This window comes from Trueperaceae bacterium, from assembly GCA_036381035.1.
Taxonomy (GTDB): Bacteria; Deinococcota; Deinococci; order Deinococcales; family Trueperaceae; genus DASRWD01.
This window is the reverse complement of the sequence record DASVDQ010000150.1, coordinates 46,067-65,227: the sequence shown is the minus strand read 5'-3', so window position 1 is coordinate 65,227 and position 19,161 is coordinate 46,067. Positions and strand designations below refer to the sequence as shown.

General features: G+C 73.4%; 17 protein-coding genes. 6 read left to right on the top strand and 11 right to left on the bottom strand.

Annotated features, from left to right (window positions below; all coding sequences use genetic code 11):
- Positions 1-17: 17 nt before the first annotated feature.
- The 4 genes from speA to VF202_15515 all read left to right on the top strand — a co-directional run bounded on the left by speA (position 18) and on the right by VF202_15515 (position 5,573).
- A complete protein-coding gene (gene speA, locus VF202_15530; protein HEX7041527.1) occupies positions 18-1,937 on the top strand; it encodes a biosynthetic arginine decarboxylase in 1,920 nt (639 codons plus the stop codon).
- 441 nt (positions 1,938-2,378) lie between these two features.
- Entirely contained in the window at positions 2,379-3,734 is a 1,356-nt protein-coding gene (locus VF202_15525) for an extracellular solute-binding protein (GenBank protein HEX7041526.1), read from the top strand.
- Positions 3,722-4,666: a sugar ABC transporter permease gene (locus VF202_15520; protein HEX7041525.1), complete on the top strand. Its 945-nt coding sequence runs from the start codon at positions 3,722-3,724 to the stop codon at positions 4,664-4,666. The genes VF202_15525 and VF202_15520 overlap by 13 nt, the downstream gene beginning before the upstream one ends.
- Before the next feature lie 4 nt (positions 4,667-4,670).
- Entirely contained in the window at positions 4,671-5,573 is a 903-nt protein-coding gene (locus tag VF202_15515) for a carbohydrate ABC transporter permease (GenBank protein ID HEX7041524.1), read from the top strand.
- A 10-nt stretch (positions 5,574-5,583) separates the two neighbouring features.
- Here VF202_15515 and VF202_15510 read toward each other — a convergent pair whose 3' ends face one another.
- From VF202_15510 to VF202_15460, 11 genes are all read right to left on the bottom strand, one after another.
- Positions 5,584-6,228 (bottom strand): response regulator transcription factor, encoded by a 645-nt coding sequence (locus VF202_15510; protein ID HEX7041523.1) that lies wholly within the window; start codon positions 6,226-6,228, stop codon positions 5,584-5,586.
- A gap of 73 nt (positions 6,229-6,301) precedes the next feature.
- The gene (locus VF202_15505; GenBank protein HEX7041522.1) at positions 6,302-7,522 is read right to left on the bottom strand and encodes a sensor histidine kinase; all 1,221 of its coding nucleotides are present in this window, start codon (positions 7,520-7,522) and stop codon (positions 6,302-6,304) included.
- Positions 7,519-8,262 (bottom strand): ABC transporter permease, encoded by a 744-nt coding sequence (locus VF202_15500; protein ID HEX7041521.1) that lies wholly within the window; start codon positions 8,260-8,262, stop codon positions 7,519-7,521. Before VF202_15500 ends, VF202_15505 begins: the two co-directional genes overlap by 4 nt.
- A gap of 1 nt (position 8,263) precedes the next feature.
- Positions 8,264-9,190 carry an ABC transporter ATP-binding protein gene (locus VF202_15495; GenBank protein ID HEX7041520.1) on the bottom strand — a complete coding sequence of 309 codons (927 nt, stop codon included), beginning with the start codon at positions 9,188-9,190 and terminating at the stop codon, positions 8,264-8,266.
- A 137-nt stretch (positions 9,191-9,327) separates the two neighbouring features.
- Positions 9,328-10,080: an MBL fold metallo-hydrolase gene (locus VF202_15490; protein HEX7041519.1), complete on the bottom strand. Its 753-nt coding sequence runs from the start codon at positions 10,078-10,080 to the stop codon at positions 9,328-9,330.
- 143 nt (positions 10,081-10,223) lie between these two features.
- Complete coding sequence (locus tag VF202_15485; GenBank protein HEX7041518.1) at positions 10,224-10,532, bottom strand: EthD family reductase; 309 nt, start codon at positions 10,530-10,532, stop codon at positions 10,224-10,226.
- Entirely contained in the window at positions 10,529-10,972 is a 444-nt protein-coding gene (locus VF202_15480; protein HEX7041517.1) for a thioesterase family protein, read from the bottom strand. Before VF202_15480 ends, VF202_15485 begins: the two co-directional genes overlap by 4 nt.
- Positions 10,969-12,306, bottom strand: a complete 1,338-nt coding sequence (locus VF202_15475; GenBank protein HEX7041516.1) for a phenylacetate--CoA ligase — start codon at positions 12,304-12,306, stop codon at positions 10,969-10,971. The genes VF202_15480 and VF202_15475 overlap by 4 nt, the downstream gene beginning before the upstream one ends.
- Positions 12,307-12,387: 81 nt before the next feature.
- Positions 12,388-13,599: an acetyl-CoA C-acyltransferase gene (locus tag VF202_15470; GenBank protein HEX7041515.1), complete on the bottom strand. Its 1,212-nt coding sequence runs from the start codon at positions 13,597-13,599 to the stop codon at positions 12,388-12,390.
- A complete protein-coding gene (locus VF202_15465) occupies positions 13,596-15,320 on the bottom strand; it encodes a 3-hydroxyacyl-CoA dehydrogenase NAD-binding domain-containing protein (protein HEX7041514.1) in 1,725 nt (574 codons plus the stop codon). The genes VF202_15470 and VF202_15465 overlap by 4 nt, the downstream gene beginning before the upstream one ends.
- Entirely contained in the window at positions 15,317-16,849 is a 1,533-nt protein-coding gene (locus VF202_15460) for a helix-turn-helix domain-containing protein (GenBank protein HEX7041513.1), read from the bottom strand. Before VF202_15460 ends, VF202_15465 begins: the two co-directional genes overlap by 4 nt.
- A 124-nt stretch (positions 16,850-16,973) precedes the next feature.
- On the opposite strand from VF202_15460, the gene VF202_15455 reads away from it, so the two are divergent.
- Both VF202_15455 and VF202_15450 read left to right on the top strand, forming a co-directional pair.
- Positions 16,974-17,528 carry a flavin reductase family protein gene (locus tag VF202_15455; protein ID HEX7041512.1) on the top strand — a complete coding sequence of 185 codons (555 nt, stop codon included), beginning with the start codon at positions 16,974-16,976 and terminating at the stop codon, positions 17,526-17,528.
- A gap of 113 nt (positions 17,529-17,641) precedes the next feature.
- On the top strand, positions 17,642-19,057 hold the full coding sequence (locus tag VF202_15450) for a dipeptidase (protein ID HEX7041511.1): 1,416 nt from the start codon (positions 17,642-17,644) through the stop codon (positions 19,055-19,057).
- Positions 19,058-19,161: the final 104 nt, after the last annotated feature.

Here is a 19,161-nt window from a genome sequence, read left to right as displayed (position 1 = left end):
GGGCTACCCTCTGGGGCGTGAGCAGGCTCTCCCTCGACCCAGGCTTCTCCATCGCGGACGCCGACGAGATCTACGGCATCAGGTCGTGGTCGACAGGCTACTTCGGCATCGACGACGCGGGCCGCGTGACGGTGTCTGACCGCGACGGCGCCCCCGTGCCGATCGTGAACATCGTCGCCGACCTGCGCGAGCGCGGCCTCGACCTGCCCCTGACGCTGCGCTTCCCCGACATCATCGAGGACCGCCTCGACCGCATCAACGAGTCCTTCGCCCGCGCGATCTCCGAGGCCGGCTACCGCTCGCGCTACCAGGGCGTCTACCCGATCAAGGTCAACCAGCGGCGCGTGGTCGTGGAGACGATCGCCGACTACGGCGCCCGCTACCGCACCGGCCTCGAGGCCGGCAGCAAGGCCGAGCTGGCGCTCTGCCTCGCGCACGACACCCACGACGACGCGCTGCTGTGCTGCAACGGCTTCAAGGACGACGACTACATCAGGCTGGCCCTGTGGGGCCGGAAGCTCGGACGCAACGTGATCATCACGCTGGAGAAGCTGGGCGAGCTCGAGCGCGTGCTGCGCATCAGCCGCGAGATCGGCGTGGAGCCGGCTCTGGGGGTGCGCTTCAAGGTGCACGCGCGCGGCACGGGCCAGTGGGAGTCGTCGGGCGGCGACGAGGCGAAGTTCGGCCTCACCGCCGCCGAGCTCGTGCACGTGGTCGAGAGGGTCAAGCGCGAGGGCCTCGCCCACGCCCTGCAGCTCCTGCACTGCCACATCGGCAGCCAGCTCACCGACATCAGGCGCATCCGCGTGGCCGTGCGCGAGGCCGCGCAGGCCTACGTGGAGCTCGCCGAGATGGGCGCACAGGTGCGCTTCCTCGACGTGGGCGGCGGCCTGGCCGTGGACTACGACGGCTCGAAGACCACCTACTACGTCTCGGCGAACTACTCGCTGCGCGAGTACGCCGACACGGTCGTCTACACGGTCATGGAGGTGTGCGACGCGGCCGGCGTCGACCACCCCGTGATCGTCACCGAGTCGGGTCGCGCCCTCACGGCGCACCACTCGGTGGTAGTGGTGCCGGTCGTCGACACGATCGGCCCGACGCGCCAGCCCATCGACCTCCCGCCCCTGGAGGGCGAGCCGCACCAGCTCGTGAAGGACATGCGCGAGCTCGTCGGGGAGGTGACGGCGAAGACGTACCGCGAGGTCTTCAACGAGGCCGTGGCGAACAAGGAGACCATGCACAACCTGTTCGACCTCGGCTACCTGAGCCTCCTCGAGCGCGCCCACTTCGAGCAGCTCTACTACCTGATCCTCGGCAAGGTCGAGAAGGTCGTGAGGGACCTCGACTACGTGCCCGAGGAGTTCGAGCTGCTGCCGCGCATGCTGGCCGACAGGTACGTCGTCAACTTCTCGGTCTTCCAGACGCTGCCCGACCACTGGGCCATCAAGTCGCTGTTCCCCATCGCCCCGCTCACGCGTCTGAACGAGCGGCCCGAGCGCGACGCGACGCTCTTCGACATCACCTGCGACTCCGACGGCAAGATCGACAGCTTCATCGACCTGCGCGACGTCAAGCGGACGCTGCCCGTCCACGACGTCAGGTCGGGGGAGCCGTACTACCTGGGGATCTTCCTCACCGGCGCCTACCAGGACGTGCTGGCCAACGCCCACAACCTGTTCGGGCGGGTCCACGAGGCGCACGTCCGCCTCACGCCCGACGGGCGCTACGACGTCGAGCTGTTCATCGAGGGGCAGAAGGCGCGGCGGGTGATCCAGAACATGGGCTACGAGACGCCCGACCTCCACGCCGCCGTCCATGCCCAGGCCGAGGAGGTGAGGGCGCGGGGCGGCATGACGGAGGGCGAGATGGCCGAGTTCCTCGAGCTCTACGACCGCGAGCTGATCGGCTACACCTACCTCGAGGCGGTCGTGTGACGTCGCCGTCGCCGCGGTCGAGCGCGGCGACGGCGCCCGGGTGACGACCGGTCGCGGGCGGCCCCCGCCGGGCCGCACCGCGGGCCGGGGGGCGCGGCGTGCCGCGCCTCGGGCCGGGGCCCCAGAAGACCCGCAGGAGCAAGGAGACCCGGAAGACCCAGAGGCCCGGAAGGCCCATGAGAAGCGCGTCCTCGTCGGCCGCCGCCTGGACGAAAGGTTCTCATGCCAGGCAGTAGGCGCCTCACACGCCAGGCCCTAGAGTCACAGCCAAGGCTCCAAGCCTGACCGGTCACGCTGGCAGAGACAGGCCTCCGCGCGGAACGCGGCGCAGCACGGGGTTCCGGGCGCGGGGGGAGTGCTGTCTACCGGGCGTGGTCAGAGGGGCGGGGCCGGGGTGGGCGCCGTGCCAAGCGGCGCGCCGGTAGACCCATGGGAGGGACCATGAACCGCAACCCGGACGACCACGAGGACCGGGCACGGTACCGCCGCCCGCTCACGGCCCTCGCCCTGGCGGCGTGCCTGGGCCTGGCCGCGGCGCAGCAGATGGAGGCCTCCGGCGACCTGCGGGTGCTCGGCTTCGGCGTGCCGGACGAGATCGCCTCGGTGCGCGTGGACCGCTTCAGGGAGCTCTACCCCGACGTGAACCTCCAGCTCACCGAGGGCGCCATCGACCAGCAGCAGCTCCTCACGGCCATCGCCTCCGGCAACCCGCCCGACGTCGTGTACCTCAACCGCGACGACCTCTCGACGTACGCCAGGCGCGGCGCCCTGCAGCCCCTCGACCAGTGCATCGAGCAGGCCGGCATCGACGTGAGCCAGTTCCGCCCCGCCGCGCTGCAGCCCGTCACCCTCGACGGCACGGTCTACGGTGTGCCCGAGTTCAACAACATCGTGCTGATGATCGTCAACACCGCCGCGCTCGACGAGGCGGGCATGGCCTTGGAGGACCTCGACACCAGCGACTGGGAAGCCATCGCGCGGTTCAACGAGCAGCTCACCACGGTGGACGGCGGGAACGTCACGCGCATCGGCTTCGACCCCAAGCTGCCCGAGTTCTTCCCGCTGTGGGTGCGCGCCAACGGCGGCCAGCTGGTCTCCGACGACGGTCGCACGGCCATGCTCGACAGCCCCGAGGCCGTCGAGGCGCTCGAGTTCGCCGCGGGCCTGCACGACGCGGCCGGCGGGCGCGGGCCGTTCATGGCCTTCCGCGACACGTGGGACTTCTTCGGCGCCGGCAACCAGGTCGCGTCCAACCAGATCGGCGCCTGGCCGATGGAGCAGTGGTACGTGAACGTGCTCGTCGAGTCCTCGCCCGACGCCCCCGTGGCCTTCGCCCCCTTCCGCGACAGGCAGGGCAACGTCCTCTCGTTCGCGACGGGCTCGGCCTGGGCGGTCCCCGCGGGCGCCGCGAACCCCGACGCCGCCTGCGCCTTCATGGCCACGATGACCCATCCCGACACCTGGTACGCGGCGGCGCAGGAGCGCGCCAGGCTGCGCGCCGAGTCGGGCGCGACCTACACCGGCACGTACACCGGCAACCTCGCCGCCGACGAGCGCATCTTCGGCGAGCTCGTCCAGCCGAGCGGCAACGAGGCGTTCGACCGCGGCGTCGAGGTGATCCTCGAGGTCCAGGACGCCGCCTTCTCGATCCCCGCGAACCCGGCGGGCGCCGAGGTGAGGCAGGCGTGGACGGACGCCGTGAACCGCGTCCTCAACGGCGAGCAGACCGCCGCCGACGCCCTCGCGCAGGCGCAGCAGGAGACGCAGGCGGCCCTCGACGAGGCATGGGCGCGCTGAGGACGGGAACCGTGGCCTCCAGGCCCGCCGTGGGCAGGAGCGGCCTGCGGCGGGCCGAGGCCCGCGCCGGCTGGTCGTTCATAGCCCCTTGGGTCGTCGGCTTCCTGGTCTTCACGGCCGTCCCGATGGTCGCGAGCCTCTACCTGTCGTTCACCGAGTACGACGTCCTCAGGCCGCCCCGGTCCGTGGGGTTCGAGAACTACCGGGAGCTGGCCACCGACCCCCGGCTGCGCCTGGCGCTGTGGAACTCGTTCCTCTACACGGCGCTCTACGTGCCGCTGTCGGTGGCCCTGGCCCTCGGCTTGGCGCTGATGCTCGACCGCGTCACGCGGGCCGCCGGCTTCTTCCGCACGGCGTTCTACGTGCCCTCGCTGACGCCCACCGTGGCCGTGGGCGCCCTGTTCCTGTGGGTGCTGAACCCCTCCGTGGGGATCCTCAACCGCGCCCTGGCCCTGGTCGGCGTCGACGGGCCCGGCTGGACCACCGACCCCGCCTGGATCAAGCCGGGCCTCGTGGTCATGAGCCTGTGGAGCCTGGGCGGCACGATCGTGATCCTCTACGCCGCCCTGCGGAACGTGCCGCGGAACCTCTACGAGGCCGCGCGCATCGAGGGGGCCTCGGGGTGGGCCGAGTTCAGGCACGTGACCTTCCCCATGATCAGCGGCGCCGTGTTCTTCGTGCTCATCGTCAACACGATCGCGTCCCTGCAGGTGTTCGACGAGGTCTACACGATGTACTTCGGGCAGATGGACTCGGGCGCCGGCGGCTCGGCCGCGCTGTTCTACGTCGTCTACCTGTTCAGGCAGGCGTTCGAGTTCCTGAACATGGGCTACGCCTCGGCGATGGCGTGGCTGCTGTTCGTGGTGATCCTCGTCATCACGCTCTTCCAGCTCCGGGTCAGCCGGAGCTGGGTCTACTACGAGGGGAGGTGAGCCCGTGGCGCTGGCCGAGGCCACCGTCCCGCGGCGCCGCGTCGCCACCCACGCCGTCGAGAGGCGCGAGAAGCGCGTCGGCCGCATGGTCAGCCGCGTCCTGTTCATCGCCCTGCTCGGCGGCGTGACCGTGGTCTTCCTCGCCCCGCTGGTGTGGCTGGTCAGCGCCTCGCTGAAGACGCGCTCCGAGGTCTTCAGCGGCGGGTGGCTCCCCGACCCGGTGACGTGGAGCAACTACGTCGACGTCTGGCGCGCCGCGCCGCTGTTCTCGTGGCTGCGGAACTCCGTCGTCGTGGGGCTGCTGGGGGCCACGGCCGTCACGCTGTCGAGCGCGGCCGTGGCCTTCGGCTTCGCCTACTTCCGCTTCAAGGGCCGCGACGCGCTCTTCGGCCTGGTGCTGGCGACCATGATGCTGCCCGGTGCCGTGACGATGATCCCCATCTTCCTGATCTGGAACGGGCTGGGGATGGTGAACACCCTCGTGCCGCTGTGGGCGGGGAACCTCTTCGGGTCGGCCTTCTACGTCTTCCTGCTGCGGCAGTTCTACCTGGGCGTGCCGCGGGACCTGTTCGACGCCGCGCGCATCGACGGGGCCAACTACCTGCAGATGTGGTGGCGGGTCGCGCTGCCGCTGACCCGCACGGCGCTGATCGTCGTGTTCGTCTTCGAGTTCAAGGCGCTGTGGACCGACCTCTTGAAGCCGCTCATCTACCTCTACGACAACGCCCTGTTCACCATGCCGCGCGGGATCAAGACGCTCATCGACCGCTTCGGGCAGGGCGGCGAGATGCAGTGGGAGCTCGTGCTGGCCGCCACCACGGTCCTCACGGTCCCGCTGATCGTCCTGTTCTTCTTCGGCCAGCGCTACTTCATCGAGGGCATCGCGACGACGGGCACGAAGGGGTGAGGTCCGGCGGCTAGCGCCGCTCGCCCGGGGTGAGCAGGCCGCGGTCGTAGGCCGCCGCCACGGCCGCGGCGCGGTCGTTCACGCCCAGCTTCTCGTAGACGTGCAGCAGGTGGGTCTTCACCGTCGCCTCGCTGACGAACATGCGCTCGGCGATGTCGCGGTTCGTGGCGCCGGAGGCGACGAGCCGCAGCACCTCGAGCTCGCGCTCCGTGAGCGCCTCCGGCTCGGGCGACCTGACCCTCTCCATCAGCAGCGCGCCCACCGACGCCGAGAGGAACGCCTGGCCGCGCGCCGTGGCCTCGACGGCCCGCACCAGCTCGTCGCGCGGCGCGTCCTTGAGCAGGTAGCCGGTGGCGCCCGCTTCGATGGCCGAGAGGACCTCGCGGTCGGTGTCGTAGGTCGTGAGCACGAGCACGCGGCTCTCGAGGCCGCGCGCCACGATCTCGCGGATCGCCGCGACCCCGTCCACGCCGGGCATCCGCAGGTCCATGAGCACGACGTCGGGCCTCAGCGACGCGGCCAGCTCCACGGCCTCGGCGCCGCCGGGCGCCTCGCCCACGACCTCGATGCCGCTGGCGCCCGAGAGCATGCCGCGGATGCCGTCGCGGACCACGGGGTGGTCGTCGACGACGAGGACGCGTATGGGCGCGCTCACGGGAGCGCACCCGTCGCCGACCGACCGGCGCGCGGCGCCCGCGAGCCGGCCGCGCAGACGGGGCGGCGCCCCCTCACGACGCGTACCTCGGCGCCACGGTCGGCAGCTCGAGGCACACGGCCGTGCCGCGGCCGGGCTCCGACTCGAGGTGCACGCTGCCGCCCAGCTCCTCGGCGCGGGCGCGCATGCCCGCCAGGCCGAAGCCGCCGCCCTCGCTGCCCGGCGCGAAGCCGACCCCGTCGTCGCGCACGTCGAGGGTCACGACGTCGCCCATGTAGGAGAGCGTCACGGCCACGCGCGAGGCGCGGGCGTGCCGAGCGACGTTCGCCAGCGCCTCCTGCGCGACGCGCAGGACGGAGACCTCCACCTCGGGGTGGAGGTCGCGCGGCTCGCCGGTGACCGTGAACGACGCCGGCACCCGTTGCAGGGAGGACCACGAGCGCGCCACCTCCTCTAGCGCGTGGTGCAGCTTGCGTCCCTCGAGAGCGGTCGGCGTGGCCGCCTGCACGGCGCGGCGCGCCTCCACGAGGCTCTCGCGGGCGATCCTCATGGCGTTCTCGATGCGGCGCAGGCGCTCCGGCTCGTCCGCGCCGCGGCCGGCCTCGAGCTGGGTGATCACGCCGATCAGGCCCTGGGCCACGGTGTCGTGGATCTCGCGGGCCAGCCGCTGGCGCTCGTCGGCGACGCCGGCCTCGCGAGCCTGCTCCAGGAGCTGGGCGTGCAGGCCCTCGTTCTCCCGCATCACGCGCCTCAGCTCCTCCAGCGCCCTGGCCCGCTCGCTCGACAGCGCCAGGATCTTCTCGGTGCCCAGCACGCCCAGGCCGATCCCCAGGGTCTGCACGCACACGACGATCCCGAAGATCCACAGCGCGCCCGGCGCGGCCTGCGGGTAGACGATCAGCGAGTTCGTCACGATCGACGCCACGAAGAGGCCGAGGAAGACCAGGGCCGGACGCCCCAGCACCTGGACGTGGAAGAACGCCGCCACCGGCACCATGAAGAACAGCGGGTGCTGCAGGACGAGCAGGGCCGCCAGGGCCACGAAGCCGAAGAAGTAGACGAACGCCCGCGGGCTGCCCTTCGGAGGCGGGCCCGGCCGGGTGTAGAGGAGGTAGACCCAGCTCGCGGCGGCGACCACGAGCAGGCCCGCCCACCACGGACGTGCGGGGGCGTCCCCGCCCAGGAAGGCGAAGAGCGCCCCCGCCGCCAGCGTGGCGTAGGGACCGTAGGCGGTGATCCTGGGGAGCCAGAGCTCCCAGCCCGCCCGCTCCCCCCGCGGCTCCGGGAGGCTCACTCCCAACGGAACGTCCTCACCGCCAGCGCCGTGAACAGCACGGCGTAGGCCGCCATCACCAGGAGGTCGCGGGTCTCCGGCATCGCACCGCCCATCGTCGCCACGAGGCCGGCGACGACCGCGCCGCTGGGCATCAGGTCGGCGACGGCGCGCAGCGGCCCGGCCATGCCCTCGAGCGGGAAGTAGACGCCGGCGAAGAACAGCAGGGGGAAGTAGAAGGCCATGCCCATGCCCTGCGCCGCCGAGGACGTGGGGGCCAGCGCCGCCACGAGCATGCCGATGCCGAAGAGGCTCGCCATGCCGAGGGCCAGCACGAGGGCGAACGCCAGCGGGGCCCCCGGCAGCGGGACGCCGTAGGCCAGGCGGCCGACGACGAGCGCGGCCACGGTCGCGACCACGCCCACGGACGCGTGCACGAGGAGCTGCACGAGCACGAGCCGCGCCGGGCGCAGGGGCGTGGTGGCGAGGCGCCTCAGGAAGCCGCGCTCGCGGTAGGTGACGAGCACGGTGGGCAGGACGTTGATGCCCAGCGTCACCAGGCTGAAGGCGATCACCGAAGGGGCGTAGAGGTCCACGAAGCGCCGGCCGCCGAGGTCGGGGCTGGGCTCGCGGGCGCCCGGGACGACGGCGCCGATGACGAGGAGCAGCAGCGAGGGGAAGACCAGCCCGAAGAACAGCGCGAGCGGCTCGCGCGCGAAGAGCTTGGCCTCGGTCCTGGTGATGGTCAGCAGCGCTGTCATCTCATGCCTCCGTGGCGGCCGCTGGCTCGAGCCGACGGCCGGTCAGCGCGATGAAGGCGTCGTCGAGAGTAGCCTGCTCGACGCGCAGCTCGTGTGCGATGACCTGACGGGTGGCCAGCAGCGAGGTCACGGCGTGGACGACCTCGCCGCCGCCCGAGACCACGACGCGCTCGCCGTCGCGGGCCACCGAGCGGACGCCCGGCAGCCCGCGCAGCTCCTCGAGTTCGAGGGGCGCGCCGGGCCTGAAGCGCATCACCTGCGGAGCCACAGCGGAGGCGACGAGGCCCGCCGGCGTGTCGAGCGCGACGAGGCGACCCGCGTCGACCAGCGCCACGCGGTCGGCGAGGCGCTCGGCCTCCTCCATGAAGTGGGTCACGAGGACGACGGTGACGCCGCGCCCCTTGAGGCGCTCGACCAGGCCCCAGGTCTGCCGCCTGGCGTTGGGGTCGAGGCCGGTCGTCAGCTCGTCGAGGATCGCCACCCGGGGACGCCCGAGTAGCGCCACGGCGATCGACAGCCGCTGACGCTGGCCGCCCGAGAGCTTCGCGAACGGGGTGTTCCGCTGGTCCTCGAGGCCGAGCTCCGCCATCAGCTCGCGCCATGGCGCCGGCGACCGGTAGAAGGAGGCGAACAGCTCGAGGGCCTCGGCCACGCGGAGGCGGTCGGGGAACCGGCTCTCCTGGAGCTGTACGCCGAGGACCTCCTTCACCGCGTCGGCGTCGGCCACGGGGTCGAGGCCCGCCACCCGCACGGTGCCCGCGTCAGGACGCCGCAGGCCCGCCACCGTCTCGACGATCGTCGTCTTGCCGGCGCCGTTCGGCCCGAGGAGCCCGAAGGTCTCGCCCTCCTCGACCGCGAAGCTGACGTCGTCGACGACGGTCCTGTCGCCGTACCTCTTGGTGAGTCCCTGGACCGTGATCATCGTCATGACCACGAGGTTCGCAGGGGCGGGGCCCCGCGCGCGTCGACCGGTCGGTCGCGCCGACGCCGCCGAACGGTGGATGCCCGGTCGGCCGGTAGGTCCCCGGGCGCTCGTCCGCTTCCGGGCCTAGCTCCCCCCGGGGGTCAGAACTCGATCCTGTCCCCGTCGCTGCCCATGACGGTGTCGGGGAACGACGCGCGCGCGGCTTCCAGCCACTCGGCGGCCCTGCCGTTGAGCGGGGGGAGGTGCACCAGCACGAGCCTGCCCACGCCGGCCTCCTTCGCCACCCGGCCGGCGGAGGCCGACGTGGAGTGGCCGGGACCCTCGCCCGTCGCCTCGTGGAGGAGCAGGTCCGCTCCCTCGGCCAGCCTGACGATCGACGGCGAGTACTCGGTGTCGCACGAGTAGGCCACGGAGCGGCCGGTCCGCTTCGAGTCGAAGCGCAGGCCCACCACGGGCACCGAGTGCCTGCCCGGCGCGGCGCGCACGACGAAGTCGTCGTCCTCGAGGACGAGGGCGCCGTCCTCGAGCGCGAACTCGCGGTAGTCGAGCCGCGGGTAGTTCGGCCAGGAGCCGATGTCGAAGGCGTCGTGGATCTTTCGCGCCTGGTCGAGCGCCGGCCTGATGCCGCGCACGGCGAAGCTGGCGCCGATGCCGGCGAGCCACAGGCGCTCCATGAGCAGGGGGAACCCGGAGACGTGGTCGGCGTGCTCGTGCGTGACGATGAGGTCGGAGACGGTGGGCAGCTCGATGCCCGAGGCGAGCAGGCGCTGGGCGGCGTCGCCGCCGCAGTCGACGAGGTGGAGCGACGAGCCGCCCTCGACCGCCAGCATGGTCGTGGTGCGCTCGGGGTCGGACAGGGCAGCGCCCGTGCCCAGGAGATGTACGGTGGCCACGCGACCTCCCTGCCAGGCCAGAGGATATCCGTCAGGTCGCCGGCGCAGATAGGACGCCTAGCACACGCCGGAGACGAGGCGCGCCCGGCCGGTGCCGCCGCGAGGCGCCGTCGACGGGACCTCGGAGCCTCGCCGCGTACGCGCTAGACCTCCTTCACCTCGCTGACCAGCACCCTCACCTTGCCCTTGGCGAAGCTCATGAGGTCCGCGGCCAGGCGCTTGTTCTCCTCCGAGCGCATCGCGGCCTTGAAGGCGTCCCTGTCGGCGAAGGACATCGTGGCGACAAGGTAGTGGGGCGGCTCGCCGCCGAAGGCGTCGGCGGTGACCCGCAGCAGCTCCAGCCCCTGGAGGCCGGGCAGCTCGCGCGTGAGCGGCGCGTGCACCTTCTCGTAGTGGTCCCAGAACGCCGCCTCGTCGTCGGGCTTGTCGTAGATGGCGATGAGCTTGATCACGTCGCGCTTCCTCCGGCGTGCACGCGCGCCCGCTCGCGCAGGCGCGCGAAGTTGGCCTCGAGCCTCTCCCGCGGCAGGATCACCTGCACCGTCGCGCCCTCGCCGATCACGTCGCCCAGCTCGTTCCTGGCCACGCAGTCGGCGTGGACGCGGTTCTTGACCATCTCGCGGAAGCGGGCCTCCACGCGCACGCGCATGCCGGGCAGGGCGGAGGCGAGGTGCGTGACCTCGACGCGGAAGCCGATGCCCTCCTCGCCCTCCTCGAGGAACGGCAGGATGACCTTGCGGCTGGCGAGCTCCATGTGCTTCGCCATCCAGTACGTGGCGTACACGGGGTGGAGGGCCCCGAGCCCGGGGTCCTCCTGCTCGAAGTCCACGGTCATCGCGGGCGTCACGACCAGCTCGTGCGCGGCCACGTACCCCGTCGGGATCTCCCTCACAGCTTCCTCTCGTCGACGATCCGCCGCAGCTTGCCCCCGGCCGAGCGCGGCGCGGTGCCCGGGGCCAGCAGCGTGACCTTGATGCCGATGCCGACGCTGTCCCTGATGCGGTGCTCCACCTCGTGCGCGAGGCGCTCGACGGGGTCCTCGACGTTGAGGGCGCCGTCGTCGCGCGGCGCGACGCCGAGGCGGGCGTAGGTCTCCTGGTCGAGCTCGAGCCGCAGCTCGACCTCGTCGAGGGTCCGCTCGCGGCGCACGACGAGCTGGTAGTGCGGCGAGGCGTGGGGCACGTGCTCGAGCACGGCCTCGATCTGGGTCGGGTAGACGTTCACGCCGCGCACGATGATCATGTCGTCGGTGCGCCCGCGGATCATGCCGATGCGCGCGTGGGTCCGCCCGCTCGGCCCCACCTCGCGGGTGAGGCTCGTGATGTCGCCGGTCCAGAACCGCAGCAGCGGCAGCGCCTCCTTCGTCAGCGTGGTGATCACGAGGACGCCGTCCTGGCCGTCGGGGACGGGCTCGCCGGTGTCCGGGTCGAGGATCTCCGGGTAGAAGTGGTCCTCCCAGACGTATGAGCCCTCGCCCTCGCCGACCGCCTCGTTCGCCACGCCGGGGCCGATGACCTCTGAGAGGCCGTAGATGTTCGTGGCCTGGATGCCGAGGCCCCTCTGCACGTCCTGCCTGATCGCCTCCGTCCACGGCTCGGCGCCCAGGATGCCGTACTTCAGCGGGATCTCCTCCGGCGAGACGCCGCGCGCCGCGAACGCCTCGGCGAGCGTCTGCGCGTAGCTCGGCGTGCAGGCGATCATCTCCGGTCTCAGGTCCATGATCAGAGTCACCTGGCGGTCGGTCATGCCGCCGGAGACGGGCACGACGCACATCCCCAGCCGCTCCCCGCCGCCGTGGAGGCCCAGGCCCCCGGTGAAGAGCCCGTAGCCGTAGGCGTTGTGGAACACCATGCCCGGCCTGCCGCCGGCTGCGGCGAGGCAGCGGGCGTTCACCTCGGCGAAGAGCGCTAGGTCGTTCTTCGTGTAGCCGACCACGGTGGGCTTGCCCGTGGTGCCGGAGGAGGCGTGCACGCGGGCCAGCTCGGAGGGCGGCACGGCGAAGAGGCCCATCGGGTAGTTGTCGTGGAGGTCCTTCTTGCGCGTGATGGGCAGGCGCCCGACGTCGTCTATGGACCTCACGGAGTCGGGGTCCACGCCCGCCTCGGCGAGCCTCTGGCGGTAGAACGGCACGCGCTCGTGCACGTACCGCACGAGCCGCCTCAGCCGCTCGCCCTGCAGCTCCCTGAGCCTCTCCTGCGGCATCGTCTCGATCTGCGGGTCGAACATCCGTACTCCCGTGCCTACTGCTCCCATCTGCCCTCCCGTGCCGGGCGCTCGCGGTCGCCTCCCGTGTCGGTCCCGCCCGACCTACGCGCGCTCCACGACCATCGCGATGCCCTGGCCGACGCCTATGCACATCGTCGCCAGGCCCACCTCGACGTCGGTCTTCACCATCTCGTGGAGCAGCGTCGTGAGTATGCGCGCGCCGGAGCAGCCCAGGGGGTGCCCCAGCGCGATCGCGCCGCCGTTGGGGTTGAGGCGCGCGTCCTCGGAGTCGAGCCCCAGCTCCCTCAGCACCGCCAGCGACTGGGCCGCGAACGCCTCGTTCAGCTCGATGAGCCCGACGTCTTCGAGCGTCATGCCGGCCCGCTCGAGCGCCCGGCGCGTCGCCGGCACCGGCCCTATGCCCATGATCCGCGGCGGGACGCCGGCGACGGCCGTGGCCACGACGCGCGCCAGGGGCTTGAGGCCGTGGGCCTCGGCGTAGTCGCGCGAGGCCACGAGCAGCGCGGCCGCGCCGTCGTTCAGCGAGCTCGAGTTCCCGGCCGTGACGGTGCCGCCCTGCCGGAACGCCGGCCGCAGACGCGCCAGGGCGTCCATGCTGGTGTCGGTGCGGGGTCCCTCGTCGGTGTCGACGAGCGTCACGCCCTTCCGCGTCGGCACGCCGACCGGCACCAGCTCGTCGGCGAAGCGACCAGCGGCGATGGCGGCGGTGGCCTTGCGGTGGCTGGCCAGGGCGAAGGCGTCCTGCTCGTCGCGCGAGATGCCGTACTCCTCGGCGAGGTTCTCCGCCGTCTCGCCCATCGACTCGGTGCCGTACTCCTCCTGCATGCGCGGGTTCACGAAGCGCCACCCTATGGACGTGTCGTAGGCGGTCACGGAGCCCGTGGGGTAGCCGCGCCCCGGCTTCGGCACCGCCCAGGGCGCGCGGCTCATCGACTCGACGCCGCCGGCCGCGTAGAGCTCGCCGTCGCCGAGCATCACGGCGCGCGCCGCCTGCGCCACGGCCTCGAGCCCAGAGCCGCACAGCCTGTTCACGGTCACGCCGGGCACCGCGACCGGGTAGCCGGCCAGCAGCGCGCTCATGCGCGCGACGTTCCTGTTGTCCTCGCCGGCCTGGTTGGCGCAGCCGAGGACCACGTCGGCCACGTCGCCCTTGGGCACGCCGGCGCGGTTCGCCACCTCGTCGAGGACGAGGGCCGCGAGGTCGTCTGGCCTCACGTCCGCCAGCGCGCCGCCGTGGCGGCCTATCGGCGTGCGCACGGCCGCCACGAGCCAAGCCTCCCTGACGCTGCTCACGTCTCCCTCCCGACGGCCTCCGGCAGGCCGGACGCGCCCGCGGACGCGCGGCTCAGCAGCCACGGGTGCGGCGCGAAGCGCCCGTCCATGGTCCCCTCGGCCAGGGACCTCAGGGCCTCGGTCACGTCCACCGAGCCTAACGCCTCGCCCCACTCGAGCGGGCCCGCGGGGTAGTTCACGCCGAGCCGCATCGCGAGGTCGAGCTCGCGGCGCGGCGCCAGGCCCTCGAGCAGCGCCCGCACGGCCTCGTCGAACAGCCGCCCCACGACGCGGAACGCCACGCCGCCGGGCACGTCGGGCACGACGACGACGTTCAGCCCCGCGGCGGCCAGCGCGTCCGCGGCCCGCGCCAGCGCCGGCGTGGGCGCGTCGCCGGGGAGCGCGCCGGCGGCGCAGAGCTCGACGGTGAGCCTGCCGCCGCCGGGCGGCGGCACGGCGCTGAAGCCGAGGGCGGCTCCGGCCGCGGCGGCGCTGCGCCCCCAGGTGAGCACGGCCACGTCGTCGCGCCCCGCGGCAGCCGGCGCCTCGAGCCGTGCGTCGAGGACGAGGTCGGCGCGCTCCTCGTCGTCGGCGAGCGGGAGGGACGCGCGCAGGGCGCGGGCCACGGCGCCGTCGCCGCGCACGGCGAAGGCGGGCGCGTCGCCGGAGCGCCAGGCGTGACGTCCGGGAGCGGCGCCGGCGACCGCGGTCGCCGGTTGCGCCCCCGCGGACGCGGCGGGTCCCTCGTCGCCGGCGGCTCCGCCGCGGGCGCCCGTCGCCGCCGGCGCGCCCGCGTCCCCGACGCGCGCGCCGTCCTCGTCGTAGCGGTAGAAGCCGCGCCCCGTCTTGCGCCCGAGCAGGCCGGCCGCGACCATGGCGCGCTGGAGCGGGTGCGGCCGGAAGCGCGGTTCCTCGAAGAAGGCGCGGTAGACGCTCTCGCTGGAGGCGAGGTTCACGTCGATGCCGATGAGGTCGAGGAGCTCGAACGGGCCCATGCGGAAGCCCGCGCCCCGCAGGGCGGCGTCCACGGTCTCGACGGGCACGCCCTCGGCGTGGAGGCGCACGGCCTCGAGGTAGAAGGGCCGCGCCAGGCGGTTCACGACGAAGCCGGGGGAGTCCTTGGCGACGATCGGCTCGCGCCCCAGGCGCCGCGCCAGCTCCACGGCGGCGGACACGACCTCGGGCGCCGTGCGCACGCCGGGGACCACCTCGACGAGGCGCATCAGGCCGGGCGGGTTGAAGAAGTGGAGGCCCACGACCCGCTCGGGCTCGGGGCAGGCGGCGGCTATGGCCGTGACGGAGAGCGTCGAGGTGTTCGTGGCCAGGCGGGCGCCGGGCGCGGCGGACGCGGCGCGGGCGAAGAGGTCGCGCTTCAGCGCGAGGTCCTCCGGAGCCGCCTCGATCACCCACGCGGCGCCGGCGGCGGCGCGCAGCTCGCCCGAGGTGGAGAGGCGCGCCAGCAGCGCGCCCGGCGCCTCCTCGAGGCGACCCTTGGCCGCCAGGCGCGAGAAGACCTCGCCCAGGCTCGCGACGGACCGCTCGAGCTGCGCCGCCGACGGGTCGACGAGCGCGACCTCGGCTCCGGACTGCAGGAGGAGCTGGGCGATGCCCGTGCCCATCGTGCCGGCGCCGAGCACGGCGGCCCGCAGACGCGGCCCCGCCGCGCTCGCCCCACGTGCCGGCAGCGGCGCGGCCCTCTCGCTCGGCCGGCCGACGTCGGCGGGCGGCGGGGCGGAGCTCACGCCGCGCCCTCCCGCTCGAGCATCGCGTCGATCTGCTGGGCGAGGTAGAGCTTGGCCAGCGTCTCGGGCCGCGTGAGGTCGGCGCCGAGCAGGTTGGCGATGCGCTTCAGGCGGTAGCGCAGGGTGTTCACGTGCACGTGCAGCTCCTCGGCGAGGGCGCCCAGGTCGTTCGGCGCCCGCAGGTAGGCGGTGAGGGTCCGCCACAGCTTGCCGTCGTCGGCGTCCTTGACGGGCCCCACGAGCCTGTCGCGCAGGGTGGCGAGGTTGGCGGGCGGCTGCTGCTTGAGGACCCAGTAGACGGGGTCGACGAGGTCGAACCAGGCGAGCCCGTCGGGCGCGGCGAGCGACTGCACGGCCAACACGGCCTGGTGGTAGGCGTCGGCCACGCCGGTGAGGTCGCCGCGCGGCAGGCTGAGGCCGAGGCGCACGGGCGTCCTGTCGCCGGCGGCGGCCTTGAGCGCTCTCAGCAGCGGCTCGGCCTGGGCGCGCGGCGCGCCGCCCGAGTAGACCCACACGACGTGCTCGGCGCGCGTCTCGGACAGCGAGCCGTAGCCGCGCGTGCGGAAGTACTCGTCGGCGGCCTCCCTCAGCCTCTCGAGCAGCGCCTGGCCGCGCGCGGCCGCCATCCGGCCGCTCCGGGCGCGCGAGCCCACCTCGGCGACGGCGACGACGTACTCGCCCTCCTCCTCGATGCCGGCCGCCACCAGCCGCGGCAGCAGCATCGGCGCCGCCTGCGGGCCGGCCAGCCACTCGGCCAGCAGCGCGCCCTTGCGGCTGCGGTCGTGCTGGGCCTCGGCCGACCGCTGCAGCGCCGCGGCCACGAGCAGGGTGCGGGCGAGCTCGAGCCACGCGGCCGAGCCGGGACCGGCGTCGAAGCCGATCAGCGTGAAGCGCACGCGGCCGCGGACCGCCACGCGGGCGACCAGCGCGTCGCGCCCGCTGAGGCGCACCCTCCCCTCGGCGAGGGCGGACGGGTCGCCGCCGCCGAGGCGTCCGCTCGTGTCCCCCGCCCGCGCCACGACCTCGCCCCAGGGGCTCAGCGCGGCCATGCCCATGCCGGAGAGGCGGCTGACCCGCTCGAGCACCTCGCGCTCGGGCTTCGGTCCCTCGAGGGTCGCCAGGAGCTGGCGCTGGAGGTTCGCGAGGCCCGCCAGGGCGGGGCCGGCGCTCTCGACGAGCAGGCGCAGGGCGGCCTCCTCGACGACCCCGGGACCCACCGTGGGCGGCGAGACGACGAGCGCCACGCCGGCGGTGCGGCAGCGCTCGACGAGCGCCTGGGGCACGGTGCGCTGGCGCGGCGAGAGCGCGTGCAGCACGGCGGCGGGCGGCGGGTCGAGCACGGGGTCGGCCGGCGGGCGCGGCAGGGAGAAGCGCCCCTCGTGCAGGCGCAGGTCGCTGGCGGCGAGCCAGGGCCTGTCGGACTCGCGGCCCACTACGGCCACGGACCCGTACGCGGTCTCCGGGTCGCCGTGCAGCAGCGTGAGCCCTAGGTCCTCCCGCTCCAGGAGCGGTCTCAGTGTCGCCGACATGAGCTTCCACTGGAGTCTACGCCCGGCCCCGCCTCCGCGCTGTTGTCGTCTCGCACCAAGAGAACGCGGGCCCTTGTCGCGGGCTACGATTGACCGCCCGCGCGGCCCCGCCTAGACTCCGTCGATGAGCCTCGCCGGCGTCCGCACCGTCGCCCCCGACCAGGGAGCCGCCGCCCTCGAGGAGGGCGAGCGCGGCTTCGACGAGCTGGACTTCCGGCGCACCATGGGGCGTTTCCCGACCGGCGTCACCGTCGTCACCATGCTCGGCCCCGGCGGCGAGGCCTACGGCGTCACCGTCAACGCCTTCATGTCGGTCTCGCTCGAGCCGCCCCTCATCGCCGTCTCGCTGGGCAGGTCGGCGCGCGCCCACCCCACGCTCTCCGCCAGCGAGCGCTTCGCGGTCAGCGTCCTCGCCGAGGACCAGGGGGCCCTCTCCGACGTCTTCGCGGGCCGGCGCGCGCCCTCCGGCGAGGACCCGTTCGAGCCCTTCCACGGCTTCCCGGTCATCGCCGGGGCCGTCGCCCACGTGCTCTGCCGCATGCACTCGCGCTTCGACGCCGGCGACCACACGATCTTCATAGGCGAGGTCGAGGCCCTGCGCGCCGCTCCCGGCGCGCCGCTGGTCTTCCATCGGGGAAGGTACTGCGGCCTCGACCGCGGCGCCGACGGGGCGAGCTGAGGCGACCGCGAGCCGCGCGGAGCCCGGCGCTCGAGCCCGCCGCCGGGCCGCTGAGAGCGCGTGATCGCCCCCTCTCACGTTGACGACGCGTCGCGCCGCGGATAGGTTGTGGCGTGGACCCCGCAGAACCAGCCCTGGAACAGGCCTTGCGACACGTCGCCGACAGCGCGGAGCTCTACGTCTCCGACCTGCTCGAGTACGTGCGCATCCCCAGCGTCAGCACCGAGCCAGAGAGGCGTCCGGACGTCGAGGCCGCCGCGCGCTGGACCGCCGAGCGGCTGCGTAGCGCCGGCATCGACGACGTGCGGACCCTGCCCACGGCGGGCCACCCCGTCGTCGTGGGGCGGCTCCACCACGACCCGTCGCTGCCCACGGTGGTCTTCTACGGGCACTACGACGTGCAGCCGGCCGAGCCGCTGGAGCTGTGGCACAGCCCGCCCTTCGAGCCCGAGGTCAGTGACGGCAAGCTCTTCGGGCGCGGCGCCTGCGACGACAAGGCCGGCGTGCTCACGGCCGTGCAGGCCGTCGAGGCCTACCTGGCCGCCGGCGCGAAGCCGCCCGTGAACGTGACGTTCCTGGTCGAGGGCGAGGAGGAGATCGGCAGCCCGAACCTCGCGCCGGTGCTGCGCGAGCACGCCGAGCTGCTGAAGGCCGACCTGGCGGTCTGCGCCGACGGCGGCATCTTCGGCGTCGGCATCCCGTCGGTGACGGTGGGGTCGCGCGGCCTGGTGGGCGCCGACCTCGTCGTCGAGGGAGCCGCGAGCGACCTCCACTCGGGCATGTACGGCGGGTCCGTCGCCAACCCGCTGGCGGCGCTGGCGCGCATCATCGCCAGCTTCCACGACGACCAGGGCCGCGTCGTCGTCGAGGGCTTCGGGGCCGGCGTGCCGCCGCTGGCGCCCGAGGTGAGGCGGGCGATCGCCGCGCTGCCCCTCGACGAGGCCGCCGAGCTGAGCCAGCTCGGGCTGAGCGAGTGGTGGGGCGACCCCGACTACACGCCCGAGGAGCGCCGCACCGTGCGGCCGACGCTGGAGGTCAACGGCATCGGCGGCGGCTACCAGGGCGCGGGCGTGAAGACGGTGCTGCCCAACCGCGCGTTCGCGAAGATCACCTGCCGCCTCGTGGTCGGCCAGGAGCCGGAGGCGGTGTTCGAGGCGCTGAAGCGGCACGTCGAGCGCCACACGCCGCCCGGCGTGAGGGCGACCCTGACCCCCATCCCCGGCAGCGGGCGGCCGTACCAGATGCCCCTCGACCACCCGGCCCTCGCGGTGGCCGCCGACGCGATGAGCGCCGTGTTCGGCCGCAAGCCGTTCCCGGTGTGGACGGGAGGCACGGTGCCGGTGGCCGAGCAGTTCCAGTCGGTGATGGGCATCTGGTGCCTCTACTTCGCCTTCAGCGAGCCGGACAACGGCCCCCACGCGCCCAACGAGTTCTACCGGGTGAGCATGCTGCGCCAGGGCACGGAGGCCACCGTGCGCCTGCTCGCCGGCCTGGCGCGGCGCAGCGACGCGTTCCAGCGCGCGGCATGACAATGTGACACTCAATCACTGTGGGCGACTACAAGTCGGAGGCACCGGCTTGTAGGTCTCGACGATTGCCGCCCGCGTCCCCCCGCCGTAAGGTCTAGCCATCG